This window comes from Aeromonas sp. 95A, assembly GCF_051919235.1.
In the GTDB taxonomy this organism is placed as follows: Bacteria; Pseudomonadota; Gammaproteobacteria; order Enterobacterales; family Aeromonadaceae; genus Aeromonas; species Aeromonas veronii.
Window position 1 is genome coordinate 2,545,568 of record NZ_JBQBFC010000001.1, and the last position, 16,404, is coordinate 2,561,971.

The 16,404-nt window shown below is 60.6% G+C and carries 15 protein-coding genes; 7 read left to right on the forward strand and 8 right to left on the reverse strand.

All coding sequences use genetic code 11. The features are described from left to right. Positions 1-153: 153 nt before the first annotated feature. The 4 genes from ACTG2U_RS11455 to ACTG2U_RS11470 all read right to left on the reverse strand — a co-directional run bounded on the left by ACTG2U_RS11455 (position 154) and on the right by ACTG2U_RS11470 (position 4,001). On the reverse strand, positions 154-540 hold the full coding sequence (locus ACTG2U_RS11455) for a SirB2 family protein (RefSeq protein ID WP_194494920.1): 387 nt from the start codon (positions 538-540) through the stop codon (positions 154-156). Then, on the reverse strand, positions 537-2,393 hold the full coding sequence (locus ACTG2U_RS11460) for a monovalent cation:proton antiporter-2 (CPA2) family protein (protein ID WP_439974499.1): 1,857 nt from the start codon (positions 2,391-2,393) through the stop codon (positions 537-539). The genes ACTG2U_RS11455 and ACTG2U_RS11460 overlap by 4 nt, the downstream gene beginning before the upstream one ends. 67 nt (positions 2,394-2,460) lie before the next feature. Then, a complete protein-coding gene (kefF, locus tag ACTG2U_RS11465) occupies positions 2,461-3,057 on the reverse strand; it encodes a glutathione-regulated potassium-efflux system oxidoreductase KefF (RefSeq protein ID WP_005339958.1) in 597 nt (198 codons plus the stop codon). 101 nt (positions 3,058-3,158) lie between these two features. Then, entirely contained in the window at positions 3,159-4,001 is an 843-nt protein-coding gene (locus ACTG2U_RS11470; RefSeq protein ID WP_439974500.1) for a LysR family transcriptional regulator, read from the reverse strand. A 142-nt stretch (positions 4,002-4,143) separates the two neighbouring features. Between ACTG2U_RS11470 and ACTG2U_RS11475 the strand changes: the two genes are divergently transcribed. From ACTG2U_RS11475 to ACTG2U_RS11500, 6 genes are all read left to right on the forward strand, one after another. Next, positions 4,144-4,866, forward strand: a complete 723-nt coding sequence (locus ACTG2U_RS11475) for an SDR family oxidoreductase (protein ID WP_439974501.1) — start codon at positions 4,144-4,146, stop codon at positions 4,864-4,866. Between the two features lie 88 nt (positions 4,867-4,954). Beyond that, positions 4,955-5,278 (forward strand): hypothetical protein, encoded by a 324-nt coding sequence (locus ACTG2U_RS11480; RefSeq protein ID WP_279463958.1) that lies wholly within the window; start codon positions 4,955-4,957, stop codon positions 5,276-5,278. Between the two features lie 46 nt (positions 5,279-5,324). Then, on the forward strand, positions 5,325-5,756 hold the full coding sequence (locus ACTG2U_RS11485; RefSeq protein WP_005339953.1) for a DUF411 domain-containing protein: 432 nt from the start codon (positions 5,325-5,327) through the stop codon (positions 5,754-5,756). Positions 5,757-5,990: 234 nt separating this feature from the next. After that, complete coding sequence (locus ACTG2U_RS11490; protein ID WP_439974502.1) at positions 5,991-8,144, forward strand: S9 family peptidase; 2,154 nt, start codon at positions 5,991-5,993, stop codon at positions 8,142-8,144. A gap of 413 nt (positions 8,145-8,557) precedes the next feature. Beyond that, entirely contained in the window at positions 8,558-9,529 is a 972-nt protein-coding gene (locus tag ACTG2U_RS11495; RefSeq protein ID WP_005339950.1) for a TAXI family TRAP transporter solute-binding subunit, read from the forward strand. Positions 9,530-9,632: 103 nt separating this feature from the next. After that, the gene (locus tag ACTG2U_RS11500) at positions 9,633-12,188 is read left to right on the forward strand and encodes a TRAP transporter permease (RefSeq protein WP_005357644.1); all 2,556 of its coding nucleotides are present in this window, start codon (positions 9,633-9,635) and stop codon (positions 12,186-12,188) included. A 520-nt stretch (positions 12,189-12,708) separates the two neighbouring features. Here ACTG2U_RS11500 and ACTG2U_RS11505 read toward each other — a convergent pair. Next, positions 12,709-13,962, reverse strand: a complete 1,254-nt coding sequence (locus ACTG2U_RS11505) for a phospholipase D-like domain-containing protein (protein ID WP_439974503.1) — start codon at positions 13,960-13,962, stop codon at positions 12,709-12,711. A gap of 73 nt (positions 13,963-14,035) precedes the next feature. On the opposite strand from ACTG2U_RS11505, the gene ACTG2U_RS11510 reads away from it, so the two are divergent. Then, positions 14,036-14,212 (forward strand): hypothetical protein, encoded by a 177-nt coding sequence (locus ACTG2U_RS11510; protein WP_005339947.1) that lies wholly within the window; start codon positions 14,036-14,038, stop codon positions 14,210-14,212. Here ACTG2U_RS11510 and ACTG2U_RS11515 read toward each other — a convergent pair. The 3 genes from ACTG2U_RS11515 to tatA all read right to left on the reverse strand — a co-directional run bounded on the left by ACTG2U_RS11515 (position 14,190) and on the right by tatA (position 16,321). Further along, positions 14,190-15,611 (reverse strand): lytic transglycosylase F, encoded by a 1,422-nt coding sequence (locus ACTG2U_RS11515; RefSeq protein ID WP_021231555.1) that lies wholly within the window; start codon positions 15,609-15,611, stop codon positions 14,190-14,192. The genes ACTG2U_RS11510 and ACTG2U_RS11515 overlap by 23 nt on opposite strands. A gap of 229 nt (positions 15,612-15,840) precedes the next feature. Next, entirely contained in the window at positions 15,841-16,143 is a 303-nt protein-coding gene (locus tag ACTG2U_RS11520) for a YfcZ/YiiS family protein (RefSeq protein ID WP_005339945.1), read from the reverse strand. Positions 16,144-16,159: 16 nt separating this feature from the next. Then, positions 16,160-16,321, reverse strand: coding sequence for a twin-arginine translocase TatA/TatE family subunit (gene tatA, locus ACTG2U_RS11525; RefSeq protein WP_005339944.1), 162 nt, complete (start codon positions 16,319-16,321; stop codon positions 16,160-16,162). Positions 16,322-16,404 lie beyond the last annotated feature (83 nt).

Below are 16,404 nucleotides of genomic sequence, written 5' to 3' on the forward strand. Positions count from 1 at the left end.
TGCACTCAAAAAAGGAGCCGCTAGAGGCTAAAGTCAGCCCAAAACCCCTCAAATGAAAGTTCTATATTGTGATTTTTTGTCAGCATAAAACACCACCAACAAAATACATGGCAGAATATAACTTCAGGGGAGAGCATAAGCCTCCCCTTTTGCTCACATCAGCCAAGACCAGGCTGACTTGGTGATGGCCGCACCGACCATATAACCAAACACCGCCAGCGCCGCCACACCGGCCACCAGCTTCTGACCGCGGGCCGGGCGCTTGAGCGCCATGACACCCAGACCGATATAGAGCACCAGTGCAATCAGCTTGGCCATCAGCCAGGGCTGCTGGCCCGGGCTCAACTGCAAGGTCACCGCCAGCAGCACACCAAACAGCAGCAGGAAGGTGTCGTTGATATGGGGCAGGATCTTCAGCCACTTCTGCTGCAATCGATCGCTGCCAGCCAACGCCAGACGCCAGCGATAGATAAAGAGCAGCAGGCTGACCAGCGCCAGCGTCATATGCAGGTGTTTGAACATGGGGTAATAGGCAATCATTTTGCTTCCTTGTCGTCGTCGGGTAGCCCGCTGTTCCAGTTGTGGGCATGGATACGCTCCTGCCCCTCCTCGTCGTCTTGCAACAGATCGGAGAGGATCTCCCGGTATTGCAGGCTCTTGTTGATATAAGTGTGTTCGTCGTCCAGATAGTTGACCTGCTCGCGCAACAGCCAGTTATCGTGCTGCTTGAAGGTCTGGCCCGCACGCCAGGCCTGGTTGGCCCGAAAACCGAGCTGGGTCAGGGCTTCCACCCCCAGATCGACCGCCGAGCCCAGAGTTTCCCGGTGCACGCTCTCGACCCCGTGGCGCAGGATCTCGTGGGCATGGGGTCGATCCAGTGCTCGCGCCAGGATCTTCAGGTGCGGGAAGTGCTTCTGCACCATCTCGATCACCGCCAGCGAAGTGGCGGGATCGTTGATGGAGAGCACCAGCAGCTTCGCCTTGTGCGCCCCGGCTGCATGGAGCAGATCGATCCGGCTGGCATCGCCATAAAATACCTGATAGCCATACTTGCGCAGGGTCTCTATCTGGCTGGCATCCTGCTCGAGGATGGTGGTGCCGATACCGTGACCATGTAGCAGGCGCCCCACGATCTGGCCGAAGCGGCCGAAGCCCGCGATGATCACCGGATGCTCCACCAGCTCAGGTTGCTCATGCTGCGGCGCGTCGCTCTGGTTACGGTAATCGAACCAGGGCTGGATCACCCGATCGTTGAGGATCAGCAGCAGCGGGGTCAGCGCCATGGAGAGCGCAACCACCAGCGTCAGCAGCGAGATGGTCTCACCGGGCAGCACCCGATTCTGGGCGGCAAACGAGAAGAGCACGAAGGCAAACTCCCCCCCTTGCGCCAGTGCCAGCCCGAAGGTCCAACGCTGACTCGGCGAGATGCGGATGATGAAGCCGAGCGCCATCAGCACCAGCCATTTGAGCAACATCAGGCCGACCACTAGCGCCGGGATAAGGAAGGGGTGCTCGGCAAACAGCCCGAAGTCGATCCCCGCCCCCACCGACATGAAGAAGAGGCCGAGCAGCAAACCCTTGAACGGCTCAATGTCCGCCTCCAGTTCGTGACGGTATTCGCTGTCGGCCAGCACCACCCCGGCGAGGAAGGAGCCAAGAGCGGGGGAGAGCCCCACCGACTCCATCAGCACCGCGATGGCGATCACCAGCAGCAGGGCGGCGGCGACGAAGATCTCCCGCATATGGGACTGGGCGATGGCACGAAACACCGGCCGCATCAGATAGTGGCCACCCAGCACGATGCCGGAGATGGCCGCGACCACCAGCAGACCATGTTGCCAACCCGCCAACTCGGAGCCACCACTGCTAGCGACCGGCGCCATGGCCAGCAGCGGCAGGATCGCCAGGATCGGAATGACCGCAATATCCTGAAACAGCAGCACCGCAAAGGCGGAGCGACCGCTCTCGCTCTGCATCAGCTTGCGCTCCTGCAGGCTCTGCAGAACGATGGCGGTGGAGGAGAGCGCCAGAATGAGGCCGATGGCCAACCCCTGTTGCAGCGGCAGACCGATCAGGTGCGCCACGCCTGTCAGTGCCGCCGTGGTGAGCAGCACCTGCAGGCCGCCGGTGCCGAGGATCGGCCCCTTCAACTGCCACAAGAGGGCCGGACGCAATTCAAGACCGACCAGAAACAGCATCAGCACCACGCCAAACTCGGCGAAGTGCATCACATCCTTCTGCTCCCCCACCAGCCCCAGCAGGAAGGGGCCTATGATGATCCCCGCCAGCAGGTAGCCGAGCACCGAACCCAGCCCCCAGCGCTTGGCCAGCGGCACCGCGATAACGGCTGCAGAGAGATAGATAAAGGCATCAAACAGGATCCCGTGGCCCATCAGTCAGCCCTCCGTTTGAACGTCTGAGCCGACTCATAAGCACGGCCAACAAGCTGCCCGTGTTTCATCAGAGCACCTCCAGCAAGTCGCGCAGATAAGGGCGCCCGGCCAGTTGCTCCGGGGTCAGCTGATCGTCACGCAGGGCGCAAAGCAGCTGGCGGTAGTCCTGCCCACAGCGGCGCAGGGCGGCGGGATCCTTGATCTTGTGAAAGGAGTGCAGCACGAAAGGGGGCAGCCAGTTCATGCCGCACAAGGTGGCAGCCTGCTGAAATGGCAGCAGAAAATCGAGCAGCGGTCGGCTGTTGTAACCCTCGCTGCAGTAGGACTCCGGCGCCCCGCCAGTGGTGATGGCGCTCAGCCACTGCTTGCCCTTGAGGGCGTGGGCTTCAGGGCCGTAGGCATAGCCATACTCCAGCACCAGATCCATCCACTCCTTCATGATGGCCGGACAGGAGTACCAGTAAAACGGGTGCTGGAAGACGATGATGTCGTGCTCACAGAGCAGCGCCTGCTCCCGCTTCACATCGATAAACATGTCGGGATAGTGCTGATAGAGGTCGTGAACCGTGACCCCCTCCAGCCCCTCAATCGCCTGCAACAGCTGCTTGTTGGCCCGCGAGCTCTGCAGCGCGGGATGGGAAAAAATAACCAGAATGCGTTTCATGACCACATCACCCGAGCAAAGCCTTGCGGTGCAAGGCGAGGTAAACAGAAAAGGGGAGTCTGGGGAGCTGCATCGTAAAGGTGCACCGGAGAGCGACCTTATCAGGAAGCGCCATAGCCTGCCAACTCGGGGATCAGCTCCCGCAGCGCCGGATTGAGGGTCTGGTGAGCGGGATAGCAGATCCCAATCCGGCGAAACATCCGCGGCCCGCTCACCGGCAGGGTACAGAGACCCGCCTCATCCTCGACCAGCCCGTCCGGCAGAAAACTGATGCCGACCCCAGCCAGCACCAGCGCCATCACCAGCCCCTTGCTCTCAGCCTTGGCCACCAGATTGAGGGTAAGGCGGTCACAGGCCAGCAGGCCGATAGTCTGCTGATGGGCTTCGCAGGGCGGGCACTCAATAAAATCATAATGTTGCAGCTCGGCCAGCTCGATCCTTTCGCGACTGGCCAGGGGGTGATCGACCGGTACGCAGAGCACGTAATCCTCCTCCCACAGCGGCAGGAAGATCTCGTCCTCCCGGCGCAAGGCATCCAGCGTCAAGCGGCAGTCGGCGGGGGTGGCGTAGTCGGAGAGGGTGAGATCCAGCTGTGGCAACACGCGCTGTACTTGCTGCAACAGCCCGGCCACCCGATGGCGACTCAAGTCCGGCATGATGGCGATATTGAGCCTCGCACGCGTCGCTTTCTGGCGAAACAGCTCCGGCAGACGGCGCGCCTCCTCCACCAGCTTGACCGCGTGAGGATAGAGATAGTGGGCCGGATCTTTCGCCACCACCCCCTTCTTGCCCCGGACAAACAGGCTGTCACCGAGCGCCTCTTCCAGCTGGCGCAGCCCCGCCGAGAGGGAGGGCTGGCTGACGTGGCAGCGCTCGGCCGCCGCCGTGATGTTCTTCTCTTCATAGATGGCGATGAAGAAACGCAGCAATCTCAAGTCCAGCATAAACAAACCATAGTTTTTTCAGATGATAACCAGCGGAAAACAATATTTATCACTTATAGATGCAGTGACTATAGTGATTGGGTTCCGTGCTGGCCAGCCACCTGTTTGCTCAAACCGACTCTTGAATCAGAAGGAAAGACCCATGTCCAAATCTCTCGTCGTGATCACCGGTGCCTCCGCCGGGATCTGTGCCGCCATCGCCCGTGCCTTCTCTGCCGCCGGTCATCCGCTGCTGCTGCTGGCCCGCCGGGTCGAGCCGATGCAGGCACTGAACCTGCCCGATACCCTCTGCATCGGGGTCGATGTGACCGACACCGCCGCCATGAAAGCCGCCGTCCAGCAGGCAGAAGCCAAATTTGGCCCGGTCGGCTGCATGGTCAACAACGCCGGCGTCATGCTGCTTGGTCAGGCAGATGTGCAGGATCCCGCCGAGTGGCAGCAGATGCTCAACATCAACGTGATGGGGGTACTGAACGGCGTCCACGCAGTGCTGGCAGGCATGAAAGAGCGCCGCAGCGGCACCATCATCAACATCAGCTCCATCGCCGGTCGCAAGACCTTCCCGAACCATGCTGCCTACTGCGCCACCAAGTTCGCCGTGCACGCCCTGACCGAGAACATCCGGGAAGAGGTGGCCGATGTCGGCGTACGTATGGTGACCATTGCCCCGGGTGCGGTCGAGACCGAGCTGCTCAGCCACACCACTGACGAGAGCATCAAGGCCGGTTACCACGACTGGAAAGATCAGATGGGTGGCGTCATTGCGCCGGAAGTGATCGCCGATGCCGTGCTCTACGCCTGGAACCAGCCTGCCAACGTCTGCGTGCGCGAGATCGTGCTGGCGGCGACCCGTCAGCAACCTTAATCCTGGCTGACTGACACCATGGGGAGGGCTTGACCCTCCCCCGGGGCACAGGGTTACCATGTGCCCCTTGTTTTTTCCGAGTCATTCCATGGTTCTCACCCGTCGCCAACTCGCTCACGCCCGTCGCTGGCTCCCCTTGTGGAGTCTGGTGCTGGTGTTGATGTCGTTTGGCAGCCGGGCCGCAACCGACCTCTGTACCCTGACTACCCACTGCAGCCAGAGCGAGCGTACCCTGGAAAAAGCGATGCCCTGCGGCAGCTTTACCACCGCCCTCTCGATGACGCTGGTAGGCAGCGACAGCCTGACGGTCGCCGTGCTGGAACCGGATACCCCCGACTTCGCCTCCCCCTCTCTCTTTATGCCGGACGCTCCGCGCGAGCGGCTCGAACGTCCCCCACGCACCCAGACCTGAAACGCATCCCGTATCGGGCATCTTTTCTTTCAATCTGAGGTGAGTGATGTACAAACCCCTGTTACTGGCCATGCTGGCCGGTACCGTCAGCTTTTCGGCCCTCGCGGCCGAGAAGATGACCGTCTACAAATCCAAATATTGTGGCTGCTGCCAAAGCTGGAACGAGCATATGGAGCAGAATGGCTTCGAACTGGAAGTTATCGAAACCGAACAGCTCGGCGCAGTGAAGCAGCAATACGGTATCGCGCCGGAACTGGCTTCTTGCCATACCGGCATCGTAAATGGCTATGTGATCGAGGGGCATGTACCGGCCGCCGATGTACAGAAGCTGCTCAGGGAAAAACCGGCGATCCGTGGCCTGACCATTCCGGGCATGCCCCAGAGTGCGCCGGGCATGGATATTCCGGGCCATCCCTATGAGGTACTGAGTATCAGCAACGAGGGCGCGACCAACCGCTGGTCGAGCTACCCCGGCTGACGAAAACTGGCCATGAGAGGGCACTCCCATATCATGTGAGGCACACCTGAGCGGACTCTTGCCGCTCATGGCCAGAAAGAGGGCCGCTATCGCGAGATAGCGGCTTTTTTTGATTACATTTCCTGCAATAACAAGGGATTGCTTGCAACCTCCGGCAACAAGGGGCAGATTTAACGCCAATTCATGGAGCCGATGCTCAGGTCTACCAACCCTTTCCAGCGCCAAGGATGCGACATGTTTACCTTTTCCCGAGGAGTTCTGCTGCTAGCCTTTCTGACAGTTCTCCCCCCTACTTATGCCAATGAAGAGCCCGCCATGCTGACAAGCGAACATCCAATCCAGCCGCCCGTGGCCGCCAAACATCCCCGCACTCTGAAAAAACACGGGGATACCCGCATCGACAACTACTACTGGCTGCGTGACGACGAGCGGCAGAAGCCCGAGGTATTGGACTATCTCAAGGCCGAGAACGCCTATACCGAGGCCATGCTCAAGCCGACCCAACCCCTGCGCGAACAGCTTTACAAAGAGATGGTCGCCCGCATCCCCCAGCAGGATGAGTCGGTACCCTATGTGAAGAACGGCTACCGCTACCAGACCCGCTATGAGCCGGGCAAGGAGTACGGGATCTACTCGCGCACCAAGCTCGGTGAAGAGCAGGCGAGCCTGCTGCTCGACAGCAACCTGCGGGCTGAAGGGCACGAGTTCTATGCCCTCGGCGCCCTTGAGGTGAGCCGCAACAACCGCTGGCTGGCGGTGGCGGAAGATTTCCTCTCCCGTCGTCAGTACCAGATCCAGTTCCTCGATCTGGAGAGCGGCCAGTGGGCCACCGACAAACTGGAAAATACCTCCGGCAATCTGGTGTGGGCCAACGACAACAAGACCGTCTTCTATGTGCGCAAGCACCCGCAGACCCTGCTGCCCTATCAGGTCTATCGCCACACGCTCGGGACGGATCCGGCCACGGACAAGCTGGTCTATGAAGAGAAGGATGACTCCTTCTACATCAGCCTCTACGCCACCACCTCGGAAGATTTCATCGTCATCGCCCTCTCCAGCACCACCACAGGCGAAGCGCGGCTGATCGATGCCAACCAGCCGGAGCACGCCCCCCGCCTGTTCCTGCCCCGTCAGGTGGATCACGAATACAGCCTGGATCACTACCGCGGCCGCTTCTATGTGCGCTCCAACAAGGACGGCAAGAACTTCGGCCTCTACGAGACCAGGGAGAGCCCGGTCGATCGCTGGAAGGCGGTGATTGCCCCCAATCCGGAGGTGCTGCTGGAGAGCTACGCCCTGTTCAAGGATTGGCTGGTACTGGAAGAGCGCAACAAGGGGCTGACCCGACTGCGCCAGATCAACTGGCAGAGCGGTGACGAGAAGGAGATCGCCTTCGATGATCCCGCCTATGTCACCTGGCTCGCCTACAACCCGGAGCCGGATACCAGCGCCCTGCGCTATGGCTACTCCTCCATGACCACCCCCGCCTCCACCTATGAGCTGGATATGGCGAGCGGCAAGCGCACCCTGCTCAAGCAGCAGCCGGTGGCCGGCTTCAAGGCCGACCAGTACGCCAGCGAGCGACTCTGGGTGACCGCCCGCGACGGCGTATCGGTGCCGGTGTCGCTGGTCTATCGCAAGGACAAGTTCAAGAAAGAGCAGGCCGATGCGCCCAAGAATCCGCTGCTGGTCTATGGCTACGGCTCCTACGGCGCCAGCATGGATCCCGACTTCAGCAGCTCGCGCCTGAGCCTGCTGGACAGAGGCTTCGTCTACGCCATCGCCCATATCCGGGGGGGCGAAGAGCTGGGCCGTCACTGGTACGAAGATGGCAAACTGCTGAAAAAGCAGAACACCTTCAATGACTTTATCGATGTCACCAAGGCGCTGGTTGAGCAAGGCTACGGCGCCAAAGATCAGGTCTACGCCATGGGCGGCAGCGCCGGCGGCCTCTTGATGGGGGCCGTCATCAATCAGGCGCCCGAACTCTATCGCGGCGTGGTGGCGCAGGTGCCGTTCGTCGATGTGGTCACCACCATGCTGGACGAGTCGATCCCCCTCACCACCGGGGAGTATGACGAGTGGGGCAACCCGAACCAGAAGCGCTACTACGACTACATGAAGAGCTACAGCCCCTACGATCAGGTCAAGGCGCAAGCCTATCCCAACCTGCTGGTCACCACCGGACTGCACGACTCGCAAGTGCAGTATTGGGAGCCCGCCAAGTGGGTCGCCAAGCTGCGCGAACTGAAGACAGATGATAACAAGTTGTTACTGAATACCGACATGGACGCCGGCCACGGCGGCAAGTCGGGCCGCTTCAAAGCCTACGAGGATATCGCGCTGGAATACGCCTTTATCCTGGATCTGGCCACCCCGGCCAACTGATCTCTCATGACTCCGGCCCTTGTCATTCAAGGGCCGCATAAGAATCCTCTCGTAGTTTTTCCCTCTTCCATTTCCCTCCATATCAAATTAATCTTCGGCAAGAAAATGAATGATCGAGGTCATGTTTCTCAAGATTTAACTCCGCTATTTTGCCATTTCGTTTGATTTATGTTGGGTGAATGTGCTTAATCGGAGTGCTTGCAACTTTTTATTTGGCCCCTCAGGGGCCAATTTATCTTCGACCGACAGGAGGTCGGTAGCCTCACCACAGGATGAGGGTGACTGCCGGAAAGGGGGTGATCAACTCCCCCGCTTTCGCGCAACGAGAAGAGCGGGCAAGCCCGGCGCAGAACGGGATTGCCATCAATTTATCCGGGGATCGGATAAACAAAATCAAAGAAAAGGGAGAAAAAATGAAAGGATTAACTTTGGCATGCGCCCTGTCGGCGGCTCTAGTCGGTGTCTCATTCGGTGGTCCGGTACAAGCGCAGGAGCGCTTCGTGACCATAGGCACCGGCGGTCAGACCGGCGTCTACTATGTCGCTGGCCAGTCCATCTGCCGCTTCCTCAATCGCGGCGCCGCCGATCACCAGATCAAGTGCAACGCCCCGGCCAGTGGCGGTGGTGTTGCCAACGTCAACGGCATCCGCAGCGGTGAATTCAACTTCGGCATCATGCAATCCGACCACCAGTTCAAGGCGATGAAGGGGCTGCCACCGTTCCAGGCCGAAGGGGCTATGGACGACATGCGCGCCGTCTTCTCCCTGCAGAGCGAGGTGTTCACCATCCTGGCTCGCCGCGATGCCAAGATCGCCAGCTTCGACGACCTGAAAGGCAAGCGCGTCAACATCGGCAACCCGGGCTCCGGCCAACGTGACACCATGGAAGAGATCATGGCGGTCAAAGGCTGGAAGAAGGGTGACTTCGGTCTGGTCTCCGAGCTGAAGCCGGCCGAACAGGCCTCCGCCCTCGGTGACAACAACATCGACGCCATGAGCTACTTCGTCGGTCACCCGAACGGCGCCATTCAGGAAGCCTCCACCACCACAGATGCAGTACTGGTACCTGTGACCGGCGCCGACATCGACAAGCTGCTGGCCGAGAAGAGCTACTACAGCAAGGCCGAGATCCCGGGCGGCATCTACAAGGGCAGCGACAAGCCGACCCCCTCCATCGGTGGCAAAGCGGTGCTCTCCACCAGCGCCAAAACCGATCCGGAAGTGGTCTATCAGCTGGTCAAGTCGGTGTTCGACAACCTGGATCGCTTCAAGCGCCTGCACCCTGCCTTTGCCGACCTGAAAGAGGCCGACATGATCAAGGTGGGTCTCTCTGCACCGCTGCATGAAGGGGCTGCCCGCTACTACAAAGAGCGCGGCTGGCTCTGATTGAAGGCCCCGGGGCCTTTGTCACTCTCTTCGACACCCGTCTGCCGCCTGATTGCGGGGGCGGGTGTCGCTCTTGTTGTACTCGTTGGCACAAGTTAACCCTATGCAAGATAAACAACTCTCTACCGAGGAACTGATCGCCCAGGATGTGGGCGCTCGCCTGCCGCTGGGCATCATGGGCTGGCTCATCACCGCACTGGCGCTGGCCTGGTCCCTATTCCAGCTCTGGATCGCCTCGCCACTCCCCTTCATGGTGGGGTTTGGCGTACTCAATGACACCGAAACCCGCTCCATTCACCTCACCTTTGCCCTGTTGCTCGCTTTTCTGGTGTTCCCGGCATTTCGCTCCTCGCCGCGGGATCGGGTTCCCCTCGGCGATATCGCCCTCGGCCTGATCGCCGCTGGCGCCGCCTCTTACCTGTTTGTGATGTATGAAGCACTGGCGCTGCGTCCCGGCACCCTCACCACCGCCGATCTGGTGACCGCCTGCATCGGCATTCCGCTGCTGCTGGAAGCGGCGCGCCGCGCCCTGGGGCCGGCACTGGCGGTCATCGCCATCGTCTTTCTGATCTACAGCTTGGCGGGCCCCTGGATGCCGGGACTGCTGGCACACCGCGGAGTAGGCTTTACCGCGCTGGCCAACCACCAGTGGATCACCACCGAAGGGGTGTTCGGCATTGCCCTTGGCGTCTCCACCAGCTTCGTGTTCCTGTTCGTGCTGTTTGGCGCCCTGCTGGAACGGGCCGGTGCCGGTCACTACTTTATCCAGCTCGCCTTCAGCCTGCTCGGCCACCTGCGCGGCGGCCCGGCCAAGGCGGCAGTGGTCGCCTCCGGCCTGACCGGTCTGATTTCCGGCTCGTCGATTGCCAACGTGGTGACCACCGGCACCTTCACCATCCCGATGATGAAGAAGGTGGGCTTCAGTTCAGAGAAAGCGGGGGCGGTGGAAGTGGCCTCCTCGGTCAACGGCCAGATCATGCCACCTGTGATGGGGGCAGCCGCCTTCCTGATGGTGGAGTATGTGGGCATCCCCTATGTGGAGATCATCAAGCACGCCTTCCTGCCTGCCGCCATCTCCTACATAGCGCTGCTCTACATCGTCCATCTGGAGGCGTTGAAACTGGGCATGCAGCCCATCGGCAACCATCAACCCAAGCCCTGGCTGCGCCGCCTGACCGGCTTTGCCTTTGGCGCGGCCCTCATCAGCGGCCTGTCACTGGCGGTCTACTATGGCCTCGGCTGGCTCAAACCTGCTTTGGGTGACTACGCCCTGCCGGGGATCTCGGTACTACTGGCTGCCACCTATGTGGCCCTGTTGAAGATCGCCGCCAGCAATGAACCGCTGCCTGCCGAAGATCCCGACAAGCCGCTCACCGAGCTGCCCAACACCCGCGCCGTGCTGCTCTCCGGCCTGCACTTCCTGCTGCCGGTGGTAGTACTGGTATGGTGCCTGATGGTGGAGCGCCTCTCGCCGGGGCTGTCGGCCTTCTGGGGTACCGTGATGCTGGTGATCATCCTGCTGACTCAGCGCCCGCTGCTCAACTGGCTGCGCAAGGACGGCAAGCACGACTACGGCACCGTCGCTGACGGCGTGGTGGATCTGCGGGAAGGGCTGGTCGCCGGTGCCCGCAACATGATCGGTATCGGCATTGCCACCGCCACAGCGGGAATTATCGTGGGTGCGGTCTCCCAGACCGGGGTTGGTCTGGTGCTGGCTGATCTGGTGGAGTTCCTCTCCATGGGCAACCTGCTGCTGATGCTGCTGCTCACCGCACTGCTGAGCCTGATCCTCGGCATGGGGCTGCCCACCACCGCCAACTACATCGTGGTCTCCAGCCTGCTGGCGCCAGTGGTGGTGACACTGGGGCAGCAAAACGGGCTGATCGTGCCGCTGATCGCGGTGCACCTGTTCGTCTTCTACTTCGGCATCATGGCGGATGTGACGCCACCGGTGGGGCTCGCCTCCTTCGCGGCAGCGGCTGTCTCCAAGGGCGATCCCATCAAGACCGGGATCACGGCGTTTTACTACAGCCTGCGTACCGCGGCGCTGCCGTTCCTGTTTATCTTCAACACCGACCTGCTGCTGATCGACGTGGACTTCGCCCACGGTGTGCTGATCTTCATCGTGGCGACCATCGCCATGCTGATCTTCGCCGCCGCCACTCAGGGCTGGTTCCTGGTGAAGAGCCGCTGGTACGAGAGCGTGCTGCTGTTGCTGGTCGCCTTTACCCTGTTCCGCCCGGGTTTCTGGATGGACATGGTGCACGATCCCTATCGCGAAACCCCGCCTGCCCAGCTGGCCCAAACCATGGGTGAAGTGGAGGCGGAGAGCACCCTGCGGCTGCGGATCCTCGGTGAAGATGCAGTGGGCAAGCCACGCAAGTTCACCCTGCTGGTCGCCGTACCGGATGGGGCAAATGGCGAAGAGCGGCTGGCCAATCTGGGGCTGAGCCTCTATGAACAGGATGGCAAGACACTGATCGACAACGTCGCCTTTGGCAGCCCGGCCGCCACCATGGGACTGGAGTTCGATCAGGAGATCCTCACCGTCAAGGCGCCGACCGAGCGCTGGACCAAGGAGTGGATGTGGATCCCGGGCTTCCTGCTGTTCGGGGCGATCGTCTGGCTGCAGCGTCGCCGCAGCGTCAAGGCAGGTTAATCCACCGGGCAGATGAGACAGAGGGCCGCTATTGCGGCCCTCTTTTTATTGCCTTGCCCTCTGTGGCTCTTGCGATGAGCAACAGTCATGGAAAAGGTAAACGGTGGCGAGCGGCCAAAAAAGTGGGGTGACATGTCCATGTCACCCCCTCGCAAATAGCATGTTCCATATTGGAGTCCGGCCACGCCGGGTCTCTGTTTCACTTTCCGATAGTTCGCGACCCATCTGAAGTGCGCGCCAATTGCAGCAATGCAACCGACCAGCTACCCGTTACAACCTTCGTCCACACGGCAGACAGGCCGCCGTGTTTGTCCTTGCAACTGAAATATTACGCATAAAAACAAAATAAAAAACGTTTTTATGCTAATTCCATTCACATCAGAGTACAAAAAACAGCCTTATCATCACCGCTAAATTGTTATAAAACAGTAAGATAGATTCATGCATGGTTATTCACCCGCAAAGGGCATCAGCAATGGCTTACAAGGCTTTGCGAGATCTCGCACAAAAAATGGCCACCTCATAGCCAACGCCGCAGTGGCAACCAGTCGCTCAGGCGGGCTATCAGCCGCCTTGACCACCCTTCGGGTTTGCGCGGCAATCCACCGGCCTGCTCCTGCCAGCGAGCCAGCCACGTTCGCAGCACCTCGCAGATCGGCGGGCAATGCAAATGCAGCATCAGTTCGGTATTGAGAAACAGCGAGCGGGGATCGAGGTTGAGGCTGCCGAACAGCGCCCGCTCCTCTCCCAGCAGGATCAACTTGGCGTGCAGGCTGCCGTGGCCATGGTCAAACTCGGCGACCCGGATCCCTTGGCGCAGCAACCAGCCGAGATAACGCTGATAGGCACCATAGACCAGTGGCACATCGGTGCTGGCCAGCGAGTTGGTGAGGATGTCGATGGCGATCCCCTGCTGGCGCAGCCGCGCCAGACGGTGCCGGAACCCGCGGGTCAGGATGAGGTAAGGGGTCACCAACCCCAGCGAGCCGGGATTGTCATCCAGCTGGCGCCAGAGCTGACGGGCGGTGGTGGGACGGGAGATAAGCCCCTTGCCGGGACGGTCGAACCACACCTCGGCCCGCCCTTCATGCCACTGCAGCGGCAAATCGCGCTCGTCAAACAGCGCTGCGGGCAGATCGTAGACCGTCGCCACCGCCGGATCCGTCATGGTGAACAGGAAGTCGTTGACCACCTCTATTTCGGCGGGCAGCAGCTCGCGGCGCAGCAGATGGCGGATGGGGTGACTCCAGCGGCTGTGCCAGAACTGCTCGAACCCCTGCGCCATCTGCTGGCACAGTCCCCCCTGACAGGCGAGATCGAGATCCACAAAGGGGGCTTGCGGATCCAGACCGAAGTAGCGATCGCCGATGTTGCGCCCGCCGATCAGCGCCAGCTTGCCATCCACCAGCAGCAGTTTGTTGTGCATCCGGTGGTTGATGCGGCGAAAGCTGAGCAGCCCCTCCAGCAGCAGTGCCAGCGGGCGCCAGCCCCGCAGCCAGAAGGGGTTGAACAGCCGCACCTCGATCCCCGGGTAGTGAGCCACCATCTCCAGAAAGCGGTTGTCACCGGCATAGAGATCATCCACCAGCAGCTGCACCTTGACGCCGCGCCGGGTGGCGTGAAGCAGCTCGCTCAGCAGCAACTTGCCGCTGCTGTCCTCCTCCCAGCTGTAGTACTGCGCCTGGATCTGCTCGCGGGCATGGCGGATCCAGTGGCAGCGCACCTTCAGCGCCAGCTGGGGATCGTCGATCAGGGCAAAGGATCCGGGGATCATGGTGTCATCCTGCTGTCATGGCCGGGTGTCATAACGCTGGCGAGCCTCTTCACATATTCAAAAGGAGTTGCTGATGGAACTGCATGATACCCCGATGTTGCGCTATCTGGGCCAGCTCAGCCAGCCAGATCTCATCCCGGCCACCGGCCCCGCCCACTGGTTTTTGCAACACAGGGACGGTGGCTGGCAATTGCCGACCGTGCAGGCGACCTTGCCGGTCAACCGGCTCAGGGCTGAGCCGCTTCGATAGCGGCAGCCTTGCCCTCGATCTGGGGCAGGCTGAAACGATAGGCCACGTAGTACTTGTAGATGGTGCCGACATAGTTGATCGGCCCCTGTCCGACTTCGTTGGCCACCAGCTGATCCACGTTGCCGAACCAGACGTTGGGATCGAGCCCCAGTTTCTCCGCCTTGCCTCGCAGCGCCTGCACCCGGTTTGGCCCGGCGTTGTAGGCAGCGAGGGCAAACAGGTGGCGGTTGAGCCGATCCAGCTTGGGATCATTGAAGTAGGTATCGAGGATCAACCGCATGTAGCGGCAGGCTGCTTCCACATTTCCCTCCAGCGTGGTGAGTCTGGCGCCGTTGATGCCGACTTCCCGCCCCGTACTGGGCAGCAGCTGCATGAGGCCCACAGCCCCCTTGGGCGAGCGCGCTTTGGGATTGAGGCCGGACTCCTTGTAGCCAAGCGCCGCCAGCATCAGCCAGTCGAGATCGTATTGATTGGCGTACTTCTCCAGCACCTTGCGAATGGTCGCGAGGCGCCCCATAGGATCCGGCGCCAGGATATTGCTCATCTGATCGCTGCGAACCAGCAAGCGACGCAGGGTCATATCGCTGTAGAGGCTGTTGCGGCTGACACTCGCCAGATAGCCATTGACCGCCTTGAGCAGCTCGGGGCTATTCTTGCGCAGCGCCCAGGCGCTGGTGCCATTGCTGCGCAGGGGGATCAGCTTGTGAGCCTTGAGACCGGAGATCATGCCACCCAGCCAGATCCGCCCCTTGTAGCTGTCGGTCACCGTCAGGGGAATAATGCCGGCGGCCACCATCTCCAGCAGATCGCCATCCTGCAGATATTCGGGCACCGTCTCGATATAGACGGGGGGCAGCCCCAGCTCGCGAAACAGCCAGTTGAGCTGGCGCAGACTCTCGTAGTAGCTGGAGCTGGCACGTACCCAGACCCGCCTGCCGGAGAGCTGGGTAATGCGGCTGAAGGCGGGCAGGCTCTGCTGGCTCACCACCCACTCCTCGATGGATGAAATGAGCGGCCGGGAGAAGGCCACCTGTTCACGCCGGGTCGGGGTCACCGTCATGGTTGCCGCCACCAGATCGCCACGCCCCTCGGTCAGATAGTCCAGCAGCTTGTCCTGACGCACCGGGATGTAGACCACCTTGAGTTTGACCTTCTCTTTGGCGAGATAGGTCTTGTTCAGCCAGCGCTCGAACCCTTGCAGCTGATTGACCAGAATGCCGTACTGGGCGCCGCGATCGAGAAAATAGAAGCCGCGCTCATAGACCACCAGAGCCCTGAGTTCGCGCTTTTGCAGAATGCTTTCGAGGTCACCGGGTTGGGGCAGACGCTGTGGCTTGAGTTCAGCCGCCAGCAGGGGAAAACAGCAGAGGGCCAGCAGAGCCCAGATCCAGCGTCGCATCACGATGGCTGCCCCTGTGCTGAGGTCACGCCTGCTGCCTGTTGGCAGCACGGATCACGATAGAGGGTGGGATTGGGAGCAGAGATCCATCGCTGCGTCATGATGTTTGCGCCTTCTGTTGGCCGACTCGCGCCGGGCAAAAACGTCTGTGGGATAGAGTAACTATAGAACGCCGACCCACAGCAGAAGGGTCAACACGGCAGGCAAACCTGCCGCGTTATCAGACAACTCAGATAGAGCGGGCCCGCATTTCGAAAATCAGTTTTTCGGCGGTGCAGGTGAATTGCAGGCGGGCTTTCAGGATCACGCCGTTAGCGCCCTGGGTCAGTTCGCTGCTCACTTGAGCTTCGGCAGTGACCTGTTTGGCCAGAGCTTCATAGGCAGCCAGCTTGGCGCGGGCATCAGCCTCGGCAGCGGCTTCAATCACCAGATCCATCACATCGTCGCCTTCGCCGATGATGGTGCCGATCTCGGCAAAACAGCCGCAGCTGTCACAGGTTTCGTTCAGTTCAACTTTCTCGTCTACAGACATTTTCTACTCCTACTGCTTATTTCGGATGATTTGCGTCGTCACGCATCGCCTTGCGAAAATCTTTGATGGCGGTACCCAGATCCTCACCTGCACTGGCAAGACGCTTGCTGCCGAAGACCAGCACAACAACCAGCAAGAGGATCAGCATATGCCAGATATGAATTCCACCGAGTCCCATAGGGATACTCCCTCACAAAGAGATATCTGTTACTTGTATCAAAATAGAGCGCAGGGATTGTTGGGCAAAATCAAGGCAGGTGC